The sequence below is a fragment of the Catenibacterium sp. genome, assembly GCF_052354645.1.
Lineage (GTDB): Bacteria > Bacillota_I > Bacilli_A > Erysipelotrichales > Coprobacillaceae > Catenibacterium > Catenibacterium mitsuoka_A.
In genome coordinates this window covers 1-13,987 of the sequence record NZ_DAWDDM010000021.1, presented here as the reverse complement: position 1 = coordinate 13,987, position 13,987 = coordinate 1, and the positions used below count along the sequence as shown (strand labels likewise).

General features: G+C 32.5%; 12 protein-coding genes. 8 read left to right on the top strand and 4 right to left on the bottom strand.

What is annotated here, in order from left to right; genetic code table 11:
* The first annotated feature begins 53 nt into the window (after positions 1 to 53).
* Positions 54 to 422, top strand: a complete 369-nt coding sequence (locus tag ACT8VG_RS01925; RefSeq protein ID WP_117459137.1) for a desulfoferrodoxin family protein — start codon at positions 54 to 56, stop codon at positions 420 to 422.
* 53 nt (positions 423 to 475) lie between these two features.
* Here the strand turns inward: ACT8VG_RS01925 and ACT8VG_RS01920 are convergent, their stop codons facing one another.
* A complete protein-coding gene (locus tag ACT8VG_RS01920; protein ID WP_444195088.1) occupies positions 476 to 1,744 on the bottom strand; it encodes an O-acetylhomoserine aminocarboxypropyltransferase/cysteine synthase family protein in 1,269 nt (422 codons plus the stop codon).
* A 125-nt stretch (positions 1,745 to 1,869) separates the two neighbouring features.
* Between ACT8VG_RS01920 and ACT8VG_RS01915 the strand changes: the two genes are divergently transcribed.
* The 3 genes from ACT8VG_RS01915 to ACT8VG_RS01905 all read left to right on the top strand — a co-directional run bounded on the left by ACT8VG_RS01915 (position 1,870) and on the right by ACT8VG_RS01905 (position 4,761).
* Positions 1,870 to 2,187, top strand: a complete 318-nt coding sequence (locus ACT8VG_RS01915) for a single-stranded DNA-binding protein (RefSeq protein ID WP_022425350.1) — start codon at positions 1,870 to 1,872, stop codon at positions 2,185 to 2,187.
* Positions 2,188 to 2,257: 70 nt separating this feature from the next.
* On the top strand, positions 2,258 to 3,847 hold the full coding sequence (locus ACT8VG_RS01910; RefSeq protein ID WP_331873937.1) for a Cof-type HAD-IIB family hydrolase: 1,590 nt from the start codon (positions 2,258 to 2,260) through the stop codon (positions 3,845 to 3,847).
* A gap of 47 nt (positions 3,848 to 3,894) precedes the next feature.
* Positions 3,895 to 4,761: a DMT family transporter gene (locus tag ACT8VG_RS01905; protein WP_195920947.1), complete on the top strand. Its 867-nt coding sequence runs from the start codon at positions 3,895 to 3,897 to the stop codon at positions 4,759 to 4,761.
* Between the two features lie 18 nt (positions 4,762 to 4,779).
* On the opposite strand, the gene ACT8VG_RS01900 is transcribed toward ACT8VG_RS01905, so the two are convergent.
* On the bottom strand, positions 4,780 to 6,123 hold the full coding sequence (locus tag ACT8VG_RS01900; RefSeq protein ID WP_217106744.1) for an MATE family efflux transporter: 1,344 nt from the start codon (positions 6,121 to 6,123) through the stop codon (positions 4,780 to 4,782).
* A 139-nt stretch (positions 6,124 to 6,262) separates the two neighbouring features.
* Here ACT8VG_RS01900 and ACT8VG_RS01895 point away from each other — a divergent pair, with 139 nt between their 5' ends.
* On the top strand, positions 6,263 to 7,489 hold the full coding sequence (locus ACT8VG_RS01895) for a hypothetical protein (RefSeq protein WP_444195087.1): 1,227 nt from the start codon (positions 6,263 to 6,265) through the stop codon (positions 7,487 to 7,489).
* A gap of 152 nt (positions 7,490 to 7,641) precedes the next feature.
* Here the strand turns inward: ACT8VG_RS01895 and ACT8VG_RS01890 are convergent, their stop codons facing one another.
* Positions 7,642 to 8,877, bottom strand: coding sequence for an alkyl/aryl-sulfatase (locus ACT8VG_RS01890; RefSeq protein ID WP_444195086.1), 1,236 nt, complete (start codon positions 8,875 to 8,877; stop codon positions 7,642 to 7,644).
* A gap of 352 nt (positions 8,878 to 9,229) precedes the next feature.
* Here ACT8VG_RS01890 and ACT8VG_RS01885 point away from each other — a divergent pair, with 352 nt between their 5' ends.
* Entirely contained in the window at positions 9,230 to 10,561 is a 1,332-nt protein-coding gene (locus tag ACT8VG_RS01885; RefSeq protein ID WP_195920944.1) for a PTS sugar transporter subunit IIC, read from the top strand.
* A gap of 36 nt (positions 10,562 to 10,597) precedes the next feature.
* The gene (locus ACT8VG_RS01880) at positions 10,598 to 11,383 is read left to right on the top strand and encodes a Nif3-like dinuclear metal center hexameric protein (RefSeq protein ID WP_444195085.1); all 786 of its coding nucleotides are present in this window, start codon (positions 10,598 to 10,600) and stop codon (positions 11,381 to 11,383) included.
* Between the two features lie 20 nt (positions 11,384 to 11,403).
* Here the strand turns inward: ACT8VG_RS01880 and ACT8VG_RS01875 are convergent, their stop codons facing one another.
* Positions 11,404 to 12,186: a MurR/RpiR family transcriptional regulator gene (locus ACT8VG_RS01875; RefSeq protein ID WP_444195084.1), complete on the bottom strand. Its 783-nt coding sequence runs from the start codon at positions 12,184 to 12,186 to the stop codon at positions 11,404 to 11,406.
* Between the two features lie 335 nt (positions 12,187 to 12,521).
* Between ACT8VG_RS01875 and dcm the strand changes: the two genes are divergently transcribed.
* Entirely contained in the window at positions 12,522 to 13,784 is a 1,263-nt protein-coding gene (gene dcm / locus ACT8VG_RS01870; RefSeq protein ID WP_444195083.1) for a DNA (cytosine-5-)-methyltransferase, read from the top strand.
* Positions 13,785 to 13,987: the final 203 nt, after the last annotated feature.

Here is a 13,987-nt window from a genome sequence, read left to right as displayed (position 1 = left end):
GTAGTCATATTCTAAAAGTGATATGATAGAAGTAGATAAAGGAGGAATTGAATATGAAATTTTATCGTTGTGAACATTGTGGTAACGTTATCACTCATTTTGTAGATTCTGGTGTACCAGTAGTTTGTTGTGGTGAACCTATGAAGGAATTAACACCAAATACAACTGATGCCGCAGTTGAAAAGCATGTTCCTGTAGTGAAAGTAGAAGATAATAAAGTAACAGTATCTGTAGGATCAGTAGAACATCCTATGACTGAAGCACACTACATCACATTAATTGTATTAGAAACTAAGAATGGTACTCAGTTCAAACAGTTAACACCTTCTGATAAGCCTGAAGCTGTATTCTATATTGGTGAAGGTGATGAAGTTGTAGCAGCTTATGACTACTGCAATCTTCATGGTTTATGGAAAGCATAATAAAAAGCAGAAATAAATTCTGCTTTCAGGGCTGTTCATTTGAACAGTCTTTTTTAATACTTTAATGCTTCTTCGATATCCTTAATTAAGTCATCTGGGTTTTCTAAACCAATAGATAAACGAATAAGTGTTGGATCAACACCTGCTTCTTTTAATTGTTCATCTGTCATCTGACGATGTGTATGACTTGCTGGATGTAGGATACAAGTCTTTGCATCAGCAACATGAGTCACAATGTTAATAAGCTGTAAGTGATCCATGAAAGTCACTGCTTCTTTCTTATCATCCTTTAAACCAAAGCACATAACACCACATGTACCATGAGGCATATACTTCTTAGCTGCTTCATGATATTTATCATCTTCTAGTCCTGGATAGTGAATCCAAGCAACTTTTGGATGATTCTTTAAGTATGTAGCGACTTTTAAGGCATTTTCACAATGTACACGCATACGTGCTGGTAATGATTCAATTCCAATATTTAATAAATAACTATTAAATGGTGAAGGAATAGATCCTAAATCACGCATTAACTGTGCAGTGGCTTTAGTAATATAAGCTGCTTTACCAAATCTCTTTGCATAAGTGATTCCATGATAACTATCATCTGGAGTAGTAAGTCCTGGGAACTTTTCTGCATGACTCATCCAGTCAAAGTTTCCACTATCAATAATAGCACCACCTACACCAGATGCATGCCCATCTAAATATTTAGTTGTAGAATGAGTTACAATATCTGCACCCCATTTAATAGGCTGACAATTCGCAGGTGTTGCAAATGTATTGTCTACAATTAAAGGGACACCATGTGCATGGGCAATAGATGCAAACTTTTCAATATCTAATACTTCCATTGTAGGGTTAGATAATGTTTCTCCAAACATACATTTAGTATTTTCTTTAAATGCCGCATTGATTTCTTCTACAGATGCATCCTGATTAATAAAGGTAACATCAACACCCATTTTCTTCATAGTTACTGAAAGTAGGTTATAACTACCTCCATAAATATTACCAGAAGCAACAACATGTCCTCCTGCTTCACAGATATTAAAAATCGCAAAGAAGTTAGCTGCCTGTCCTGAACTTGTCAACATACCAGCATAGCCACCTTCCATGCTTGTAAGTTTAGCTGCTACTGCATCATTTGTAGGGTTCTGTAAACGTGAATAGAAATAACCATCTTTTTCTAAATCAAATAACATACCCATTTCTTCACTTGAATCATATTTAAAAGTAGTACTTTCATAAATTGGTAACTGTCTAGGTTCTCCATTACCAGGCTTCCAGCCTTCATGGATTGCTTTTGTTTCTAATTCCATATAATCTCCTCCGTTTTTAAACATTATATACCATAAGGGTTGTAGGGAATTAAACTTTTTTTAAAAAATCTTAAGTAATTTCTAATTGTTTTAGGGAATAAGTATATAGAAGGAGGAATAAAAATATGAATGAAGTTAAATTACAAGGTCAGATTACATCTGATCCAGAAGTGAAAGAATCTAGAAATGGAATACTTAGAGGTTCTTTCTTACTTACTACGAAAGGAGGAACTGAAGATAGACCACGTTATGATTATATACGTTGTGTGATCTGGGATGAGAAAGCACAGTATGTTGTAGACCACTTTGAAAAGGGTCAGTCTGTGTCTATTGAAGGAAGTGTTAGAGGACGCTTCTATCCAAATCGTTCAGGAACAACTTCATATGCTATGGAAATTTATCCAGAACATATGGTATGTGAAGACTCTAACTATTCATTCTAGAACATGCATCAATGATGATTGAGTAATTCATGTTTGTACGTGTATAATGTATCTCGAAAGTGAGGGGTACATGATGAATAGAAAATACTTTTTCTTTGATATTGATGGAACTTTAGCTGTAGGTACACCAGGAGATCAGTATATTCCTGAATCAACACAATATGCTTTAAAACAGCTAGAAGCAGAGGGTCATTTTATTGCGATTGCGACAGGTAGAAGTTATGCTATGGCACATGATTATATGCATGAATTAGGTTTTCATAATATGATCAGTGATGGAGGGAATGGAATTACTATTGATGATCAGTTAAAAGGCATAGAACCATTGGATTACCAATTATGTCTTGATTTAATAGATGAATGTGAGAAGAAGGGTTTGATATGGGCTTTTTCTCCTGACAACAAAACAAGAAGACTTGCACCAGATGATCGTTTTTATGAGTTTACTCAGGATATTTATATGAAGACAGAAGTGGTAGAAGGTTTAGATCCACGTGATTATGATCAAATCTATAAGGTATATATTGCCTGCTTCAAGGGTGAAGAAGAAAAACTAGAATCTTTAAAGAAGTTACCTTGGTGTCGTTTTCACAAGGAATACTTGTTTGTAGAACCAGGAGATAAGAGCAAGGGTATTAAACGTATGGTGGAACATCTTGGTGGTGATGTTAAGGATGTTGTCGTATTTGGTGATGAAAAGAATGATTTGTCTATGTTTATTCCAGAGTGGACAAGTATTGCGATGGGTAATGGTATAGATGAATTAAAGAAGAAAGCAACCTATGTGACTACTGATGCCGACAAGGATGGTATCTACAATGCCTGTCTGCATTATGGATGGATCAAGGAAAGATATCTTCTAGCACTTGATATGGATGGTACACTTCTAAAGTCTGATAAGACAATTTCGCCAAATACATCAGCTTCTTTAAATGAAGCAAGTAATAGAGGACGGAGTATCTGTTTATGTACAGGAAGAGGGCTAGCAGAATTAAAAGACTATGAAGGTGAATTAGATTTCTGTGATTATGGAATCTTATTAAGTGGATGCTTGATCTATGATTTTAAGAATGATCAGCCATTAGAAGTTCATTCTTTTGATACAGATGTATTTACACAGATGATGGATGTTGTGAAGAAAGAGGATGTGATGTTGTATTTACTAGATTCGTCGCATTCTATTGCCTCTCAAAAAGATGTAGAGAATATGCCTTACTACAATATGGCTATTTATCAATCTATGTTTGAAAGCCGTGCATTTATTGTAGAGGATATTTATGAATATGCAGAAGTACATAAGGATGAAATCCTTAAGTTCTGTTTATATAATCCAAGTGTTGATGCAATGAATCAGCTTTTAAAGAAACTAGAAGTATTTCCAGTCAGCTGTGCTGTGGTAGAAGAAACAGCTATTGAAGTCACACCTTTAGGTATTACTAAAGGAGCAGGACTTGAATTCCTATCATCTTACTTAAATATCCCTATTGAAAATACAGTCATGATGGGAGATAGTGGAAATGATATTGAAGCATTCCAAAGTGCTGGTAAAGCAATTGCGATGGGGAATGCGACAGAAGAAATTAAGAAATTGGCTACTGAAATCACATTAGATAATGATCATGATGGAATAAAGGTAATTGTAGATAAATATCTTTTGTAAGTAGAGATGATTTCGTGTAGAATACCCCTTTGTAGGAGGGGAAAATCATGCGTTATAAAAATCATTTTTTACTACTACTTACAGCCTTCATCTGGGGCTGTGCCTTTGTAGCACAAAGTGCAGGTATGGATTATGTAGGACCATTTACTTTTACTGCCTTACGTAGTTATTTAGGTGGACTTGTTTTATTACCACTTATTTATTTCTTTGATCATACAATGAATTTCAAGGATAAGAAATTATGGGCAGGTGGAATTGCCTGCGGTATTGTATTAGGTCTAGCAAGTGCCCTGCAGCAGTTTGGTATTCAGTATACAACTGTAGGTAAAGCGGGATTTATTACAGCACTTTATATTATTGTTGTACCATTCTTTAGCTTATTTTTAGGGAAGAAGTTAAGTCCTAAGATTGGTATCTCTGTTGTCCTAGCAGTAATTGGTCTTTACTTATTATGTATGACAGGATCTCTTTCTTTAGGTAAAGGTGACTTATTAGTATGTGCATGTGCCTGTGTATTCGCATTACATATTCTTGTGATTGATCACTATTCACCTTTAGTAGATGGTGTAAAGATGAGCTGTATTCAGTTCTTCACATGTGCATTATTAAATACTATTCCTATGTTTCTATTTGAAGATGTATCTATGCATAATATCATGGCAGGATGTGCACCTATTCTCTATGCTGGATTATTATCAAGTGGAGCGGGTTATACATTACAGATTATTGGACAGAAGGGTATGAATCCTACAGTAGCTTCTATTTTGTTGAGTATGGAGTCTGTATTCTCAGTACTTGCAGGATGGATGATCTTAGGTCAGAGTCTTACAATTAAAGAAGGATTGGGCTGTGTACTTATGTTTATCGCGATTATTATTGCACAGTTACCAGACAAAAAAACCATTCAGAATTAAATTTCTGAATGGCTTTTTTTAGTTAAAAGCTTTTTTTCTTAGGATCATATAAGTAATAAGATGGGCTGCTGCAGTAACAACCCATGTTACTGGATATGATAAATAAATAGAATTAAGTGTATGGAAATATTGGAAGATAGTAAGAATCCACAGGACTCTTAGTCCACATGCACCTATTAAAGATACAATCATAGGAATAGTAGAATAACCTAAACCTCTTAATGAACCAACTATGACATCCATCCAGCCACATATGAAATAAGGGACACATATATATAATAATCTTTCATGACCATAGGCAATAGCTTGTACATCTGTTGTATAGATGCGAATGAGTTCATCCGCAAAGAAGTAGACAAGATTACCTAAAACAAGTCCTACAACCGTGACTATTCCAATACATAATGCTAGAACTCTATCGACTCTCTTTCTATCATTAATACCATAGTTCTGACTTGTGAAAGTGACACATGCCTGATAGATGGCATTCATAGACTGATAAACAAATCCTTCAAGTGATCCTGCTGCGGCATTACCTGCCATCGCAATAGAACCAAATGAGTTAATAGATGACTGAATCAGAATATTAGAAATAGAGAAGATAGCACCCTGTAATCCTGCAGGTAAACCAATTTTGAATATCTGAATCACTTTATCTTTATGAAACTTTAAAGCATGAATATCTAAATGAATGACAGTACTTGTTTTCATCAAGCAGTTAATAATAAGAATTGAAGAAACAAGTTCTGCCGTAAATGTTGCAAGTGCGACACCAGCTACATCCATCTTGAATATAATAACAAATATTAAGTTTAATATGACATTTACAACACCCGCTACAATAAGGAATATAAGTGGTCTTTTTGTATCACCAATAGCTCTTAGTATGGCAGCCCCAAAGTTATATAAAGCGACAAAGGGCATACTTACAAAATATATACGTAAATAGGTTGTTGCAAGATTGATGACATCATCAGGTGATCCCATCGCTTCTAGGATCATTCTTGCACCTGTTACACCAATAATCGCAAAGATCAAGCCAAAGACAATTGCGAGTAGTATGGCAGAGTGTACTGTTTCATGGGTATCTTTGTCTCTTTGTGAGGCAATAAAACGTGCAACTAGTACATTGACCCCAACGGATAAACCAATAAATAAACTCACTAATAGATTGACAACAGAAGATGTAGAACCTACTGCCGCAATAGAACGTGGCCCAGCAAACTGTCCTACCACAATAACGTCTGCTGCATTAAATAATAACTGCAAAACCCCTGAAAACATTAATGGTATAGAAAATATTAAGATCTTACCAAGTAATGGACCGTGCGTCATATCCATTTGATATTGATCTTTCTTCATGAAATCCCCTCCTCATGACTATAGTCTAACATAATAGAATTAAAGGTGTTGAGAAGTTTCAAAATGAGTAAATGAAAGTAACACTTTTTTTTTAGAGAACCATTCGTTATAATTGTTTTGGAAAGAGGGGAGTGAAAAAATGATATTTCACGAAGTTGAATTATCTCATACAAAAGAAATTATGGATTCATATGAAGTGAATCCTATTATTGCAAAATATGTAGAACATAGAGGCTTCACAAAAGAAGACTATGAAGCACTCAACACACCATTTTATTATAACTTTACAGATTTAGAGAATGGTGAAACAGCATTGAATCTCATTAAAGAAGCATGTGCTTCTAAGTCTAAGATTCATATTTGTATCATGAGTACAGAACTACATCATTTATTAGAAAGTGCAATGATTTTCCTAGGTGTCTTAATGGCTAAAGGGAAATCAGCTTTTGAATTCTTTGATGGTCCTCAGGATGATTTTGGTCCTGGTCTTCATATTATCTTAGGAAATCAGTTAGAAGTAAGAGATGGTGACAATGTATATCCATTAGTACCTGGTGGTCACTATAAGGATGAAGATGTTGCACAGAGTTTACTTGTATTACAGCTTATTAATACATTACTTGGTAAAGAAAATCAGTATTTAGCTTCTCTTGCAGGTATTGGTATTCAGGCTGAAGGAGTTCCTCTATGTAACTCTAACCGTTATCATTTAAAGAAGACTTTAGGTTTATTAAATGACTGTCGTTTTGATGCGATTGAGTTTGTTGCTTTAACACCTAAGACAAGACAGAAAAACAATATGCGTCAAAGAGAATTCAAGAAGATATATAATGAAAGTGTTATGTCTGGTTCTATCACAAATAAGATGGCACATTATCTTAGTTCCTTAAATAATGCGAAGAAGATGGTTAAGTACCTTATTTATGGCTGTCCTGGTACAGGTAAGTTCCGTTCTGTTGCACCTATTGCGGATGAAATCAATGCAGGATACTTTATTAGTGATGAATTCCACGATGATGATCGAGTAAGAGATGTGATTCCATTAGAAATTTCAGATTTATCTAAGACAAATATAGAAGAATACTTACAGGTATTATCACCATTTGGAAATGGGCAGGAAAAGACTCTTATCTCTATTGAAGGTCTAGTCATTCATGAAGCACCTGTAAAAGATTATTTTGATCATATCAAGTTAAGCTTCTTTATTCCTAATGTAGGTGGTATTGATACAATCATCTATAATCCAAACTATAAAATTAAGCAGTTTAAACAGGGTCAGAAAGTAAAGATTGTAGGTACATTATCTATTAATGACTTTACTAGCCTTATGACAATTAACGCAGTACAAGTAGACATTCTTGATTAAGAATGTCTTTTTTGATTGTGTAAAATATCTATATAGCACTTTGAAAATTAAAAAAAGCAAGCTTAATGGGGTTATATCATCCCCATTTTTGCTTGCATAATCTTATTTTCTTGAGATTATAGAATTTAAAATAACCTCATGCGGATTTTTTCTTAATCTCTATTTATATTTTTACTGCATGCAATAAGATAATGTCTGGCATTTGCACTCTTTACTTGTTTTGCACGTTGTAGTAAACATTCTTTTTTTAGTTCTTTATTGTCTATAAGCTCTAATAATTGTAAAGCTATTTGATATTGTGAATGAGACATACAATCTTTAATCTTCTCTAATAGCTTTTCTTCACCAATAAGATCTAATAAGACACTATTATATTCTTGATCACTAACAGGTAATAAATGGACAGGATCACCATCAAACCATCCTACATAACCTGTATAGACACTTTTGACTGCCCATTCTACAGTTCCATAATATTCCTGTAAGTAAGGTGAGTTCTTAAGTTCTTCTGGTAATGAAACAGTTTGTACTGTTTCATCTAGAGTAAGACCTTTATTAATACAGTCTAGGGTATTAAAGAGAATATATTCGATAGCTTCTTTGAACTGACCTACTTGGTTCTGGATTAATTCTTTGTTTAATAAAGGACGTGTATGACCTGGTAATAAAACATTTGCATCAAAAGAAAGAATAAGGTTTAAAGAATCAATCCATGTAGCAAGGTCTCTGTATTGTGTACCTCTAATAGCATAGAGTGCTGGAAAAACAGCATAATAATTATCACCTGTACAGAGAACCTGATCATCATTCATCCAAATACAGATTTGATCATCAGTTTCTCCTGGCGCTCTATATAATTCTAGATGTATACCATCAATATCTCTTATGACTTTATCTTCAGTATATAAAGTAGTAGGAGAGATAAAATCATAATGTCCATGACCAGTAACCTTACCTTCTCTTATACCAATACCTTGGCATATTGCTTCTTCATTTGTAAGAGTATATCCATGTTGATATGTTCCTCTTTTTCTTAATCCATCATCAATCTTTTCATAATATTTTAAAGGTGTTTTAGATGGTGTAAAAGCTATAACTTCTTCTACAGTATCTCTAAAAGTACCTGCACCACCTCTATGATCTGGATGACCATGAGTATAGATTAATGTTTTAACAGGTTTATCTGTATACTTTCTTAAGTCATTCAATAAGTCTTGTGAATATTCATTAGAATCTAGAGTATCTATTAAGATAATAGAACTGTTACCTATAATAGCAGTCGCATTACTATGACCATAGGAATAGAAGAATAGAATGTGATCATTAATTTCATAGAGATGTTTTTTGAATGTTTCTTGTGTATGTATGATTAATAGTTGTTCACTCATGTTAAATACCATCCAATATGTATTCTACTAGAGAATCAGATAGGAGGGTAGTAGGCACTTTGAGGTAGCTATTAAAGGCTCATGATTTCATTCGTTAGTTTGCTGAAGGTAGATTAGATTTAAAAAGATTTTTTATGTGCTATGATTTTGAAAAATCATAATAAATAATCAAATGAGATAATGAGAAAAAGTATCAATATAATAAAATAATGATATTAAGCGTGGAATTTAGTTTATTAAGCCTGATTAATGAGAAAATTCCCACTTAGTAGCAAAATGTATTGACACCTTTTCACAACTAGAATATAATCATATATGTAAACACTTACGAAGGATAGAAAGGACATTGTTTATGGAAAAATTAAAAGCTTTTTTTGACAAGTTTCAAAAAGTGATGGAAGAAAAAGTTGTACCAGTAGCAACAAAGATTGCTTCACAAAGACATCTTGCCGCATTAAGAGATGGTCTTACAATTTTAATTCCACTTACAGTTATTGGTGGTATTTCACTTATGATTGCGAACCCACCAGTTGATTTAGAGGTTATGAAACCTACTAATTTCTTCTTTAGTTTTTTAATCGCATGGAAGACATGGGCTACTCAGTGGTCTTCAATTCTTACAATTCCATTTAACTTAACAATTGGAATCATCTCTGTATATGTAGTGCTTGGTGTATCATATCGTTTAGCACAGCATTATGAAATGGAAGCTTTCCCAAATGCGATTACAGCATTATTTACTTTCTTATGTATTGCAGCAGTTCCACAGACTATTAAAGATGGTAGTTATATCAATTTAAGTGGTCTTGGTTCTGGTTCTATGTTTGCAGCTATTATCGTTGCACTTGTTGTAATTGAAATTAATCACTTCATGATTGAGAAAAATATCAAAATCAAAATGCCAGCCGGTGTGCCACCTATGGTTGCTGGACCATTTGAAGTCTTATTGCCAATGGTTGTTGATATTTTATTCTTTATCTTCTTAGATCAGGTATGTATTGCAACATTAGGATCAGGTCTTACAAATCTTGTATTTACTGTTTTCTCACCACTTATCTCAGCGACTGCATCATTACCATCTATGTTATTTATTGTATTATTAACAGTAGTATTCTGGTTCTTCGGTATTCATGGTGATAACATGGTAAGTGCTATTACTACACCAATTTTCACTGGTAACTTAGTTGCTAACTTAGCTGCATATAATGCAAACAAAGAAATTCCAAACATTATTGCAGGTAACTTTACATTTATCTTTGGATTAGCTATCGCTTATCTTGCAATTCTATTTAACTTGAACTTTGTATGTAAGAATAAGAGATTACGTTCATTAGGACATTTAGCAATTCCATCATCAGTATTTAACATCAATGAACCATTAGTATTTGGTGTTCCAACAGTATTAAACATTTTAACATTCATTCCAAGTATGATTTGTGTTGCTATTAATTTAGTTGTTGCATATTTATCAACAGCTGCAGGTCTTATGAATAAGACATGTATGAGTGTTCCTTGGACTCTACCTGCACCACTATATGCATTCCTTTCAACTATGGATTATCGTGCTATTATTATTTGGTTTGTCTTATTTGCAATCAACATTATTGTCTTCATTCCATTTATGAAATCTTATGATAAACAGATGGATTTAGAAGACGAGAAATTATCTGAACAGGGAGAATAGGGTTATCCTATTCTCCAGGTTTTTAAAGGAGGATATATGAGAGTTAGACAAATTTTAGATTTATTAGAATCACAAGGTGAGTGGGTCAATAGAAGTTGTACAAGAGACCGCATTCTATTTGGTGATGATCAAAAAGACGTGAATAAAGTAGTTGTTTGCTGGGTTGCTACTAAAGAAATTATTCAGTATGCAATAGAACATGATGTGCATTTCATTATTACACATGAAAATGCATTTTATATGGCATCAACATCACTTCCTACAGCTATTTATAAAGCACAGAAAGAAAAAGAAGCATTATTAGAAAAACATGATATTACGTTATATAGATGTCATGATTTATGGGATTTATATCCAAAATATGGTGTAAGAGATTGCTGGGCAAAAGTATTAGATTTGAATTTCGAAGAGTCACATGATTATTCATTCTTAAGATTTGCGAATGATGTAAATATGACAGTCGAAGAATTAGCACACCATATCATAAAACAAATCAAGCCTTATTATCAGTATGGCATTGAAGTGATTGGTGATAAGAATAAAAAAATAAATAGATTAGGAATAGGTACTGGAGCATGTACAGATGTTTTTCAAATGTCTGAACATGAAGTTGATGCCTGCTTAGTAAGTGACGATGGCATCAATAACTGGACTGCGGTTCAATGGGCGATGGATAATGACTTACCTCTTATTGTTATTAATCATATGACTTGTGAAGCACCAGGAATTGAATGTCTTGCTAAGTATCTCAATGAACAACTTCAAGAAGTTTCATTTACTTATGTTCCTAACAAATATGGTATTTATCATATAGAAAAATAAGCATCTCTTAATTGAGGTGCTTATTTTCTTTCGGAATATAATCCGTAATAGTATGAAATAATTTCTGCGAAAAAGTGAAGAGTTGTTCTATTATCGAATTGTTTTAAAACAGTTGTTTGACTTCTAGGTTCAACAGTAGAAGGTAGATAATAAATCATATTGGCATAATTCTTTAATGTTGTATCATTATTCATTGTGATAAGTACAGTATATGCACCTTTTCGTTTTGCTGTTTTAAGCAAGTCTAGATAAGTATTTGATCCTGAAACACTAAAGATAATAAGTAAATAATCTTTTGATAGACAGTTATTAAGATATGTGAACTGAGGTTGATCTGTTACAGCTTCGAAGAACTTATTGTATGAATATAAGGAATATACGAGCTGACTAGCACAGAATGAAGAGTTACCAATACCTAGAGATTTTACATAAGGATATTCATCTAATAGCTGTGCTAACTCTTGTAATTGCCCATCATAGGAAGAGTTACCTATTTGATTAATAGTGAGTGCATAATTATTAGATATTTGTGAAAGAATAGTGTTTTGTGTGTTTTCAACATTATCCACATTTTCGTTTTTATAATACTCTTCAACAGAATATTTAAACTCTGAATATCCTCTATACTCCAATTTTTTAGCAAACCTAAGCATTGCAGATTTAGAAGTTTGACATAGTTCACCTGCTTCAATAATGTTATGTTCCATAATGATAGAAGGATCTTTCATTATGAGAGTACATATTCTTTTTTCTGTTGGTGTGAGATTTGTATAATAAATACTGATTTTTTCTTTTAAGTTCATATGATGTGTACCCCTTTAGGTGTATTATACATGATTAAAAGGGATTATGTGAATTATTTGAAATATGGAATAATTATTAGAATAAGAAAGTTAAATGAATATAATATATTTTCAGCATTAATAGAGTATTTTCTTTTTGATTTGAATGGTATGAACTTAATGCATATGTACATTAAGTATGGTGTATTATTGCTGATAGTTATGATGAAGAGTGCTAGATTATTTATAATGAAATTTTTGGGATATAAATAATTTTTAATTATAGAATTAGTATGTGGAAAAAGTGTATAATTATAGAATAAATGAAAGTATAAAGAAAGTAAAAGGTTGAAGTAATGAATTACATAGATTTATGTTGTGGGATTGGTGGCTTTCACCAAGCAATTGAGAGAGTATGTGAGGAAAGGCATGAAAATGCCAATTGTTTATTTGCAGTGGATAATGATAAATATGCAGCCAAATTATATGAAGAAAACTATGGCATCGACGCATTTTATGATTTGAAATCTGAAGAAACCCATAAGAAAATAAAGGACAAATTATCTGGTGAAATACTTGATTTTTTATTTGCAGGTTTTCCTTGCCAACCATTTTCAAAAGCGGGTAGTCAGATGGGATTTAAAGATAAAACAAAAGGGACAATTTTTTATGAGATTTTGGAAATTGTCAAGTCGCATAATCCGAGAATGATTTTGTTAGAAAATGTAAGAAATTTATATAAACATAAAGATGGGAATACTTGGAAAACGATTAAAGATTCGTTGGAAAATGCAGGATATATAGTTGATCATGTGATTCTTAGTCCAAATCAGGTGCCAGATAAAAGAATACCAGCATTAAGAGAACGTTTTTTTATATTGTGCTATAATAAAGATTATATGAATGATTTAGATTCGTTTTTAATTAATTATGAATTTTTATTCGGAAAAAAGCATGATAGAATTAAAACTTCTATTTATGAGAATGGATTAATTTCTAAAGGACTTAGAAAAGATTATTTTGATTTTAATGATAAAAGTGATCTTGGTGAAGATACAATCAAAATTATAGATATGTGGAATGATCTTTATCATTTATTGAGGCAGAATAAAAGAAGATTAATAAGTCCTCTATGGCCTCAATATTTTTCTTATACAATTGAACAAATTGAAAACGATAGTAAATTGCCTGACTGGAAAAAAGGAATAATAAAAAGGAATATAAGATTTTATGAAGATAATAAACTTCTTTATGATTCATGGTATGAAGAACACAAATTGCTGTTTGATAGTTTGATAAAATCCAATCAAAAGTTTGAATGGAATGCTGGAGAGGATATCGATGATGTTTGGAAAGGGATTATTCAATTTAGACCTTCTGGAGTACGAGTTAAGAGACCGGATTTTATTCCAACTCTAGTAGCTATTACTCAAACTCCTATATTAGGTTGTGAAAAGAGATATTTACAACCTGAAGAAATGGCACGATTATATGGTTTTAAATCTTTAAATTTTAATAATCAGCCATTAAAAGAAACTTATAAACAATTAGGTAATACAGTCAGTGTTGATGTTATTGAATATTTAATTAAATATATGCTGAGTGCAGATTTAAAGTGATATGAGGTGAATAGAAGTGTCAAAAAAAATTAATATTCGTCCTACGACAAGTGTATATGCTACATATAGAAATATAAACTATGAAACTTGGAATGCTATTGCAGAATTTATTGATAATTCCACACAAAGTTATTATGATAATAAAAAAAGATTAGAGACCACAAAATATTGAAACTATTGTGAAGTAAATGTAAATTATGACA

Bases quoted from the DNA above. Each gene is read 5' to 3' on its own strand.
- ACT8VG_RS01880 (WP_444195085.1), top strand. From the start codon at position 10,598: ATGAGAGTTAGACAAATTTTAGATTTATTAGAATCACAAGGTGAGTGG.
- ACT8VG_RS01915 (WP_022425350.1), top strand. From the start codon at position 1,870: ATGAATGAAGTTAAATTACAAGGTCAGATTACATCTGATCCAGAAGTG.
- ACT8VG_RS01910 (WP_331873937.1), top strand. From the start codon at position 2,258: ATGATGAATAGAAAATACTTTTTCTTTGATATTGATGGAACTTTAGCT.
- ACT8VG_RS01895 (WP_444195087.1), top strand. From the start codon at position 6,263: ATGATATTTCACGAAGTTGAATTATCTCATACAAAAGAAATTATGGAT.
- ACT8VG_RS01905 (WP_195920947.1), top strand. From the start codon at position 3,895: ATGCGTTATAAAAATCATTTTTTACTACTACTTACAGCCTTCATCTGG.
- ACT8VG_RS01925 (WP_117459137.1), top strand. From the start codon at position 54: ATGAAATTTTATCGTTGTGAACATTGTGGTAACGTTATCACTCATTTT.
- dcm (WP_444195083.1), top strand. From the start codon at position 12,522: ATGAATTACATAGATTTATGTTGTGGGATTGGTGGCTTTCACCAAGCA.
- ACT8VG_RS01890 (WP_444195086.1), bottom strand. From the start codon at position 8,877: ATGAGTGAACAACTATTAATCATACATACACAAGAAACATTCAAAAAA.
- ACT8VG_RS01875 (WP_444195084.1), bottom strand. From the start codon at position 12,186: ATGAACTTAAAAGAAAAAATCAGTATTTATTATACAAATCTCACACCA.
- ACT8VG_RS01920 (WP_444195088.1), bottom strand. From the start codon at position 1,744: ATGGAATTAGAAACAAAAGCAATCCATGAAGGCTGGAAGCCTGGTAAT.
- ACT8VG_RS01885 (WP_195920944.1), top strand. From the start codon at position 9,230: ATGGAAAAATTAAAAGCTTTTTTTGACAAGTTTCAAAAAGTGATGGAA.
- ACT8VG_RS01900 (WP_217106744.1), bottom strand. From the start codon at position 6,123: ATGAAGAAAGATCAATATCAAATGGATATGACGCACGGTCCATTACTT.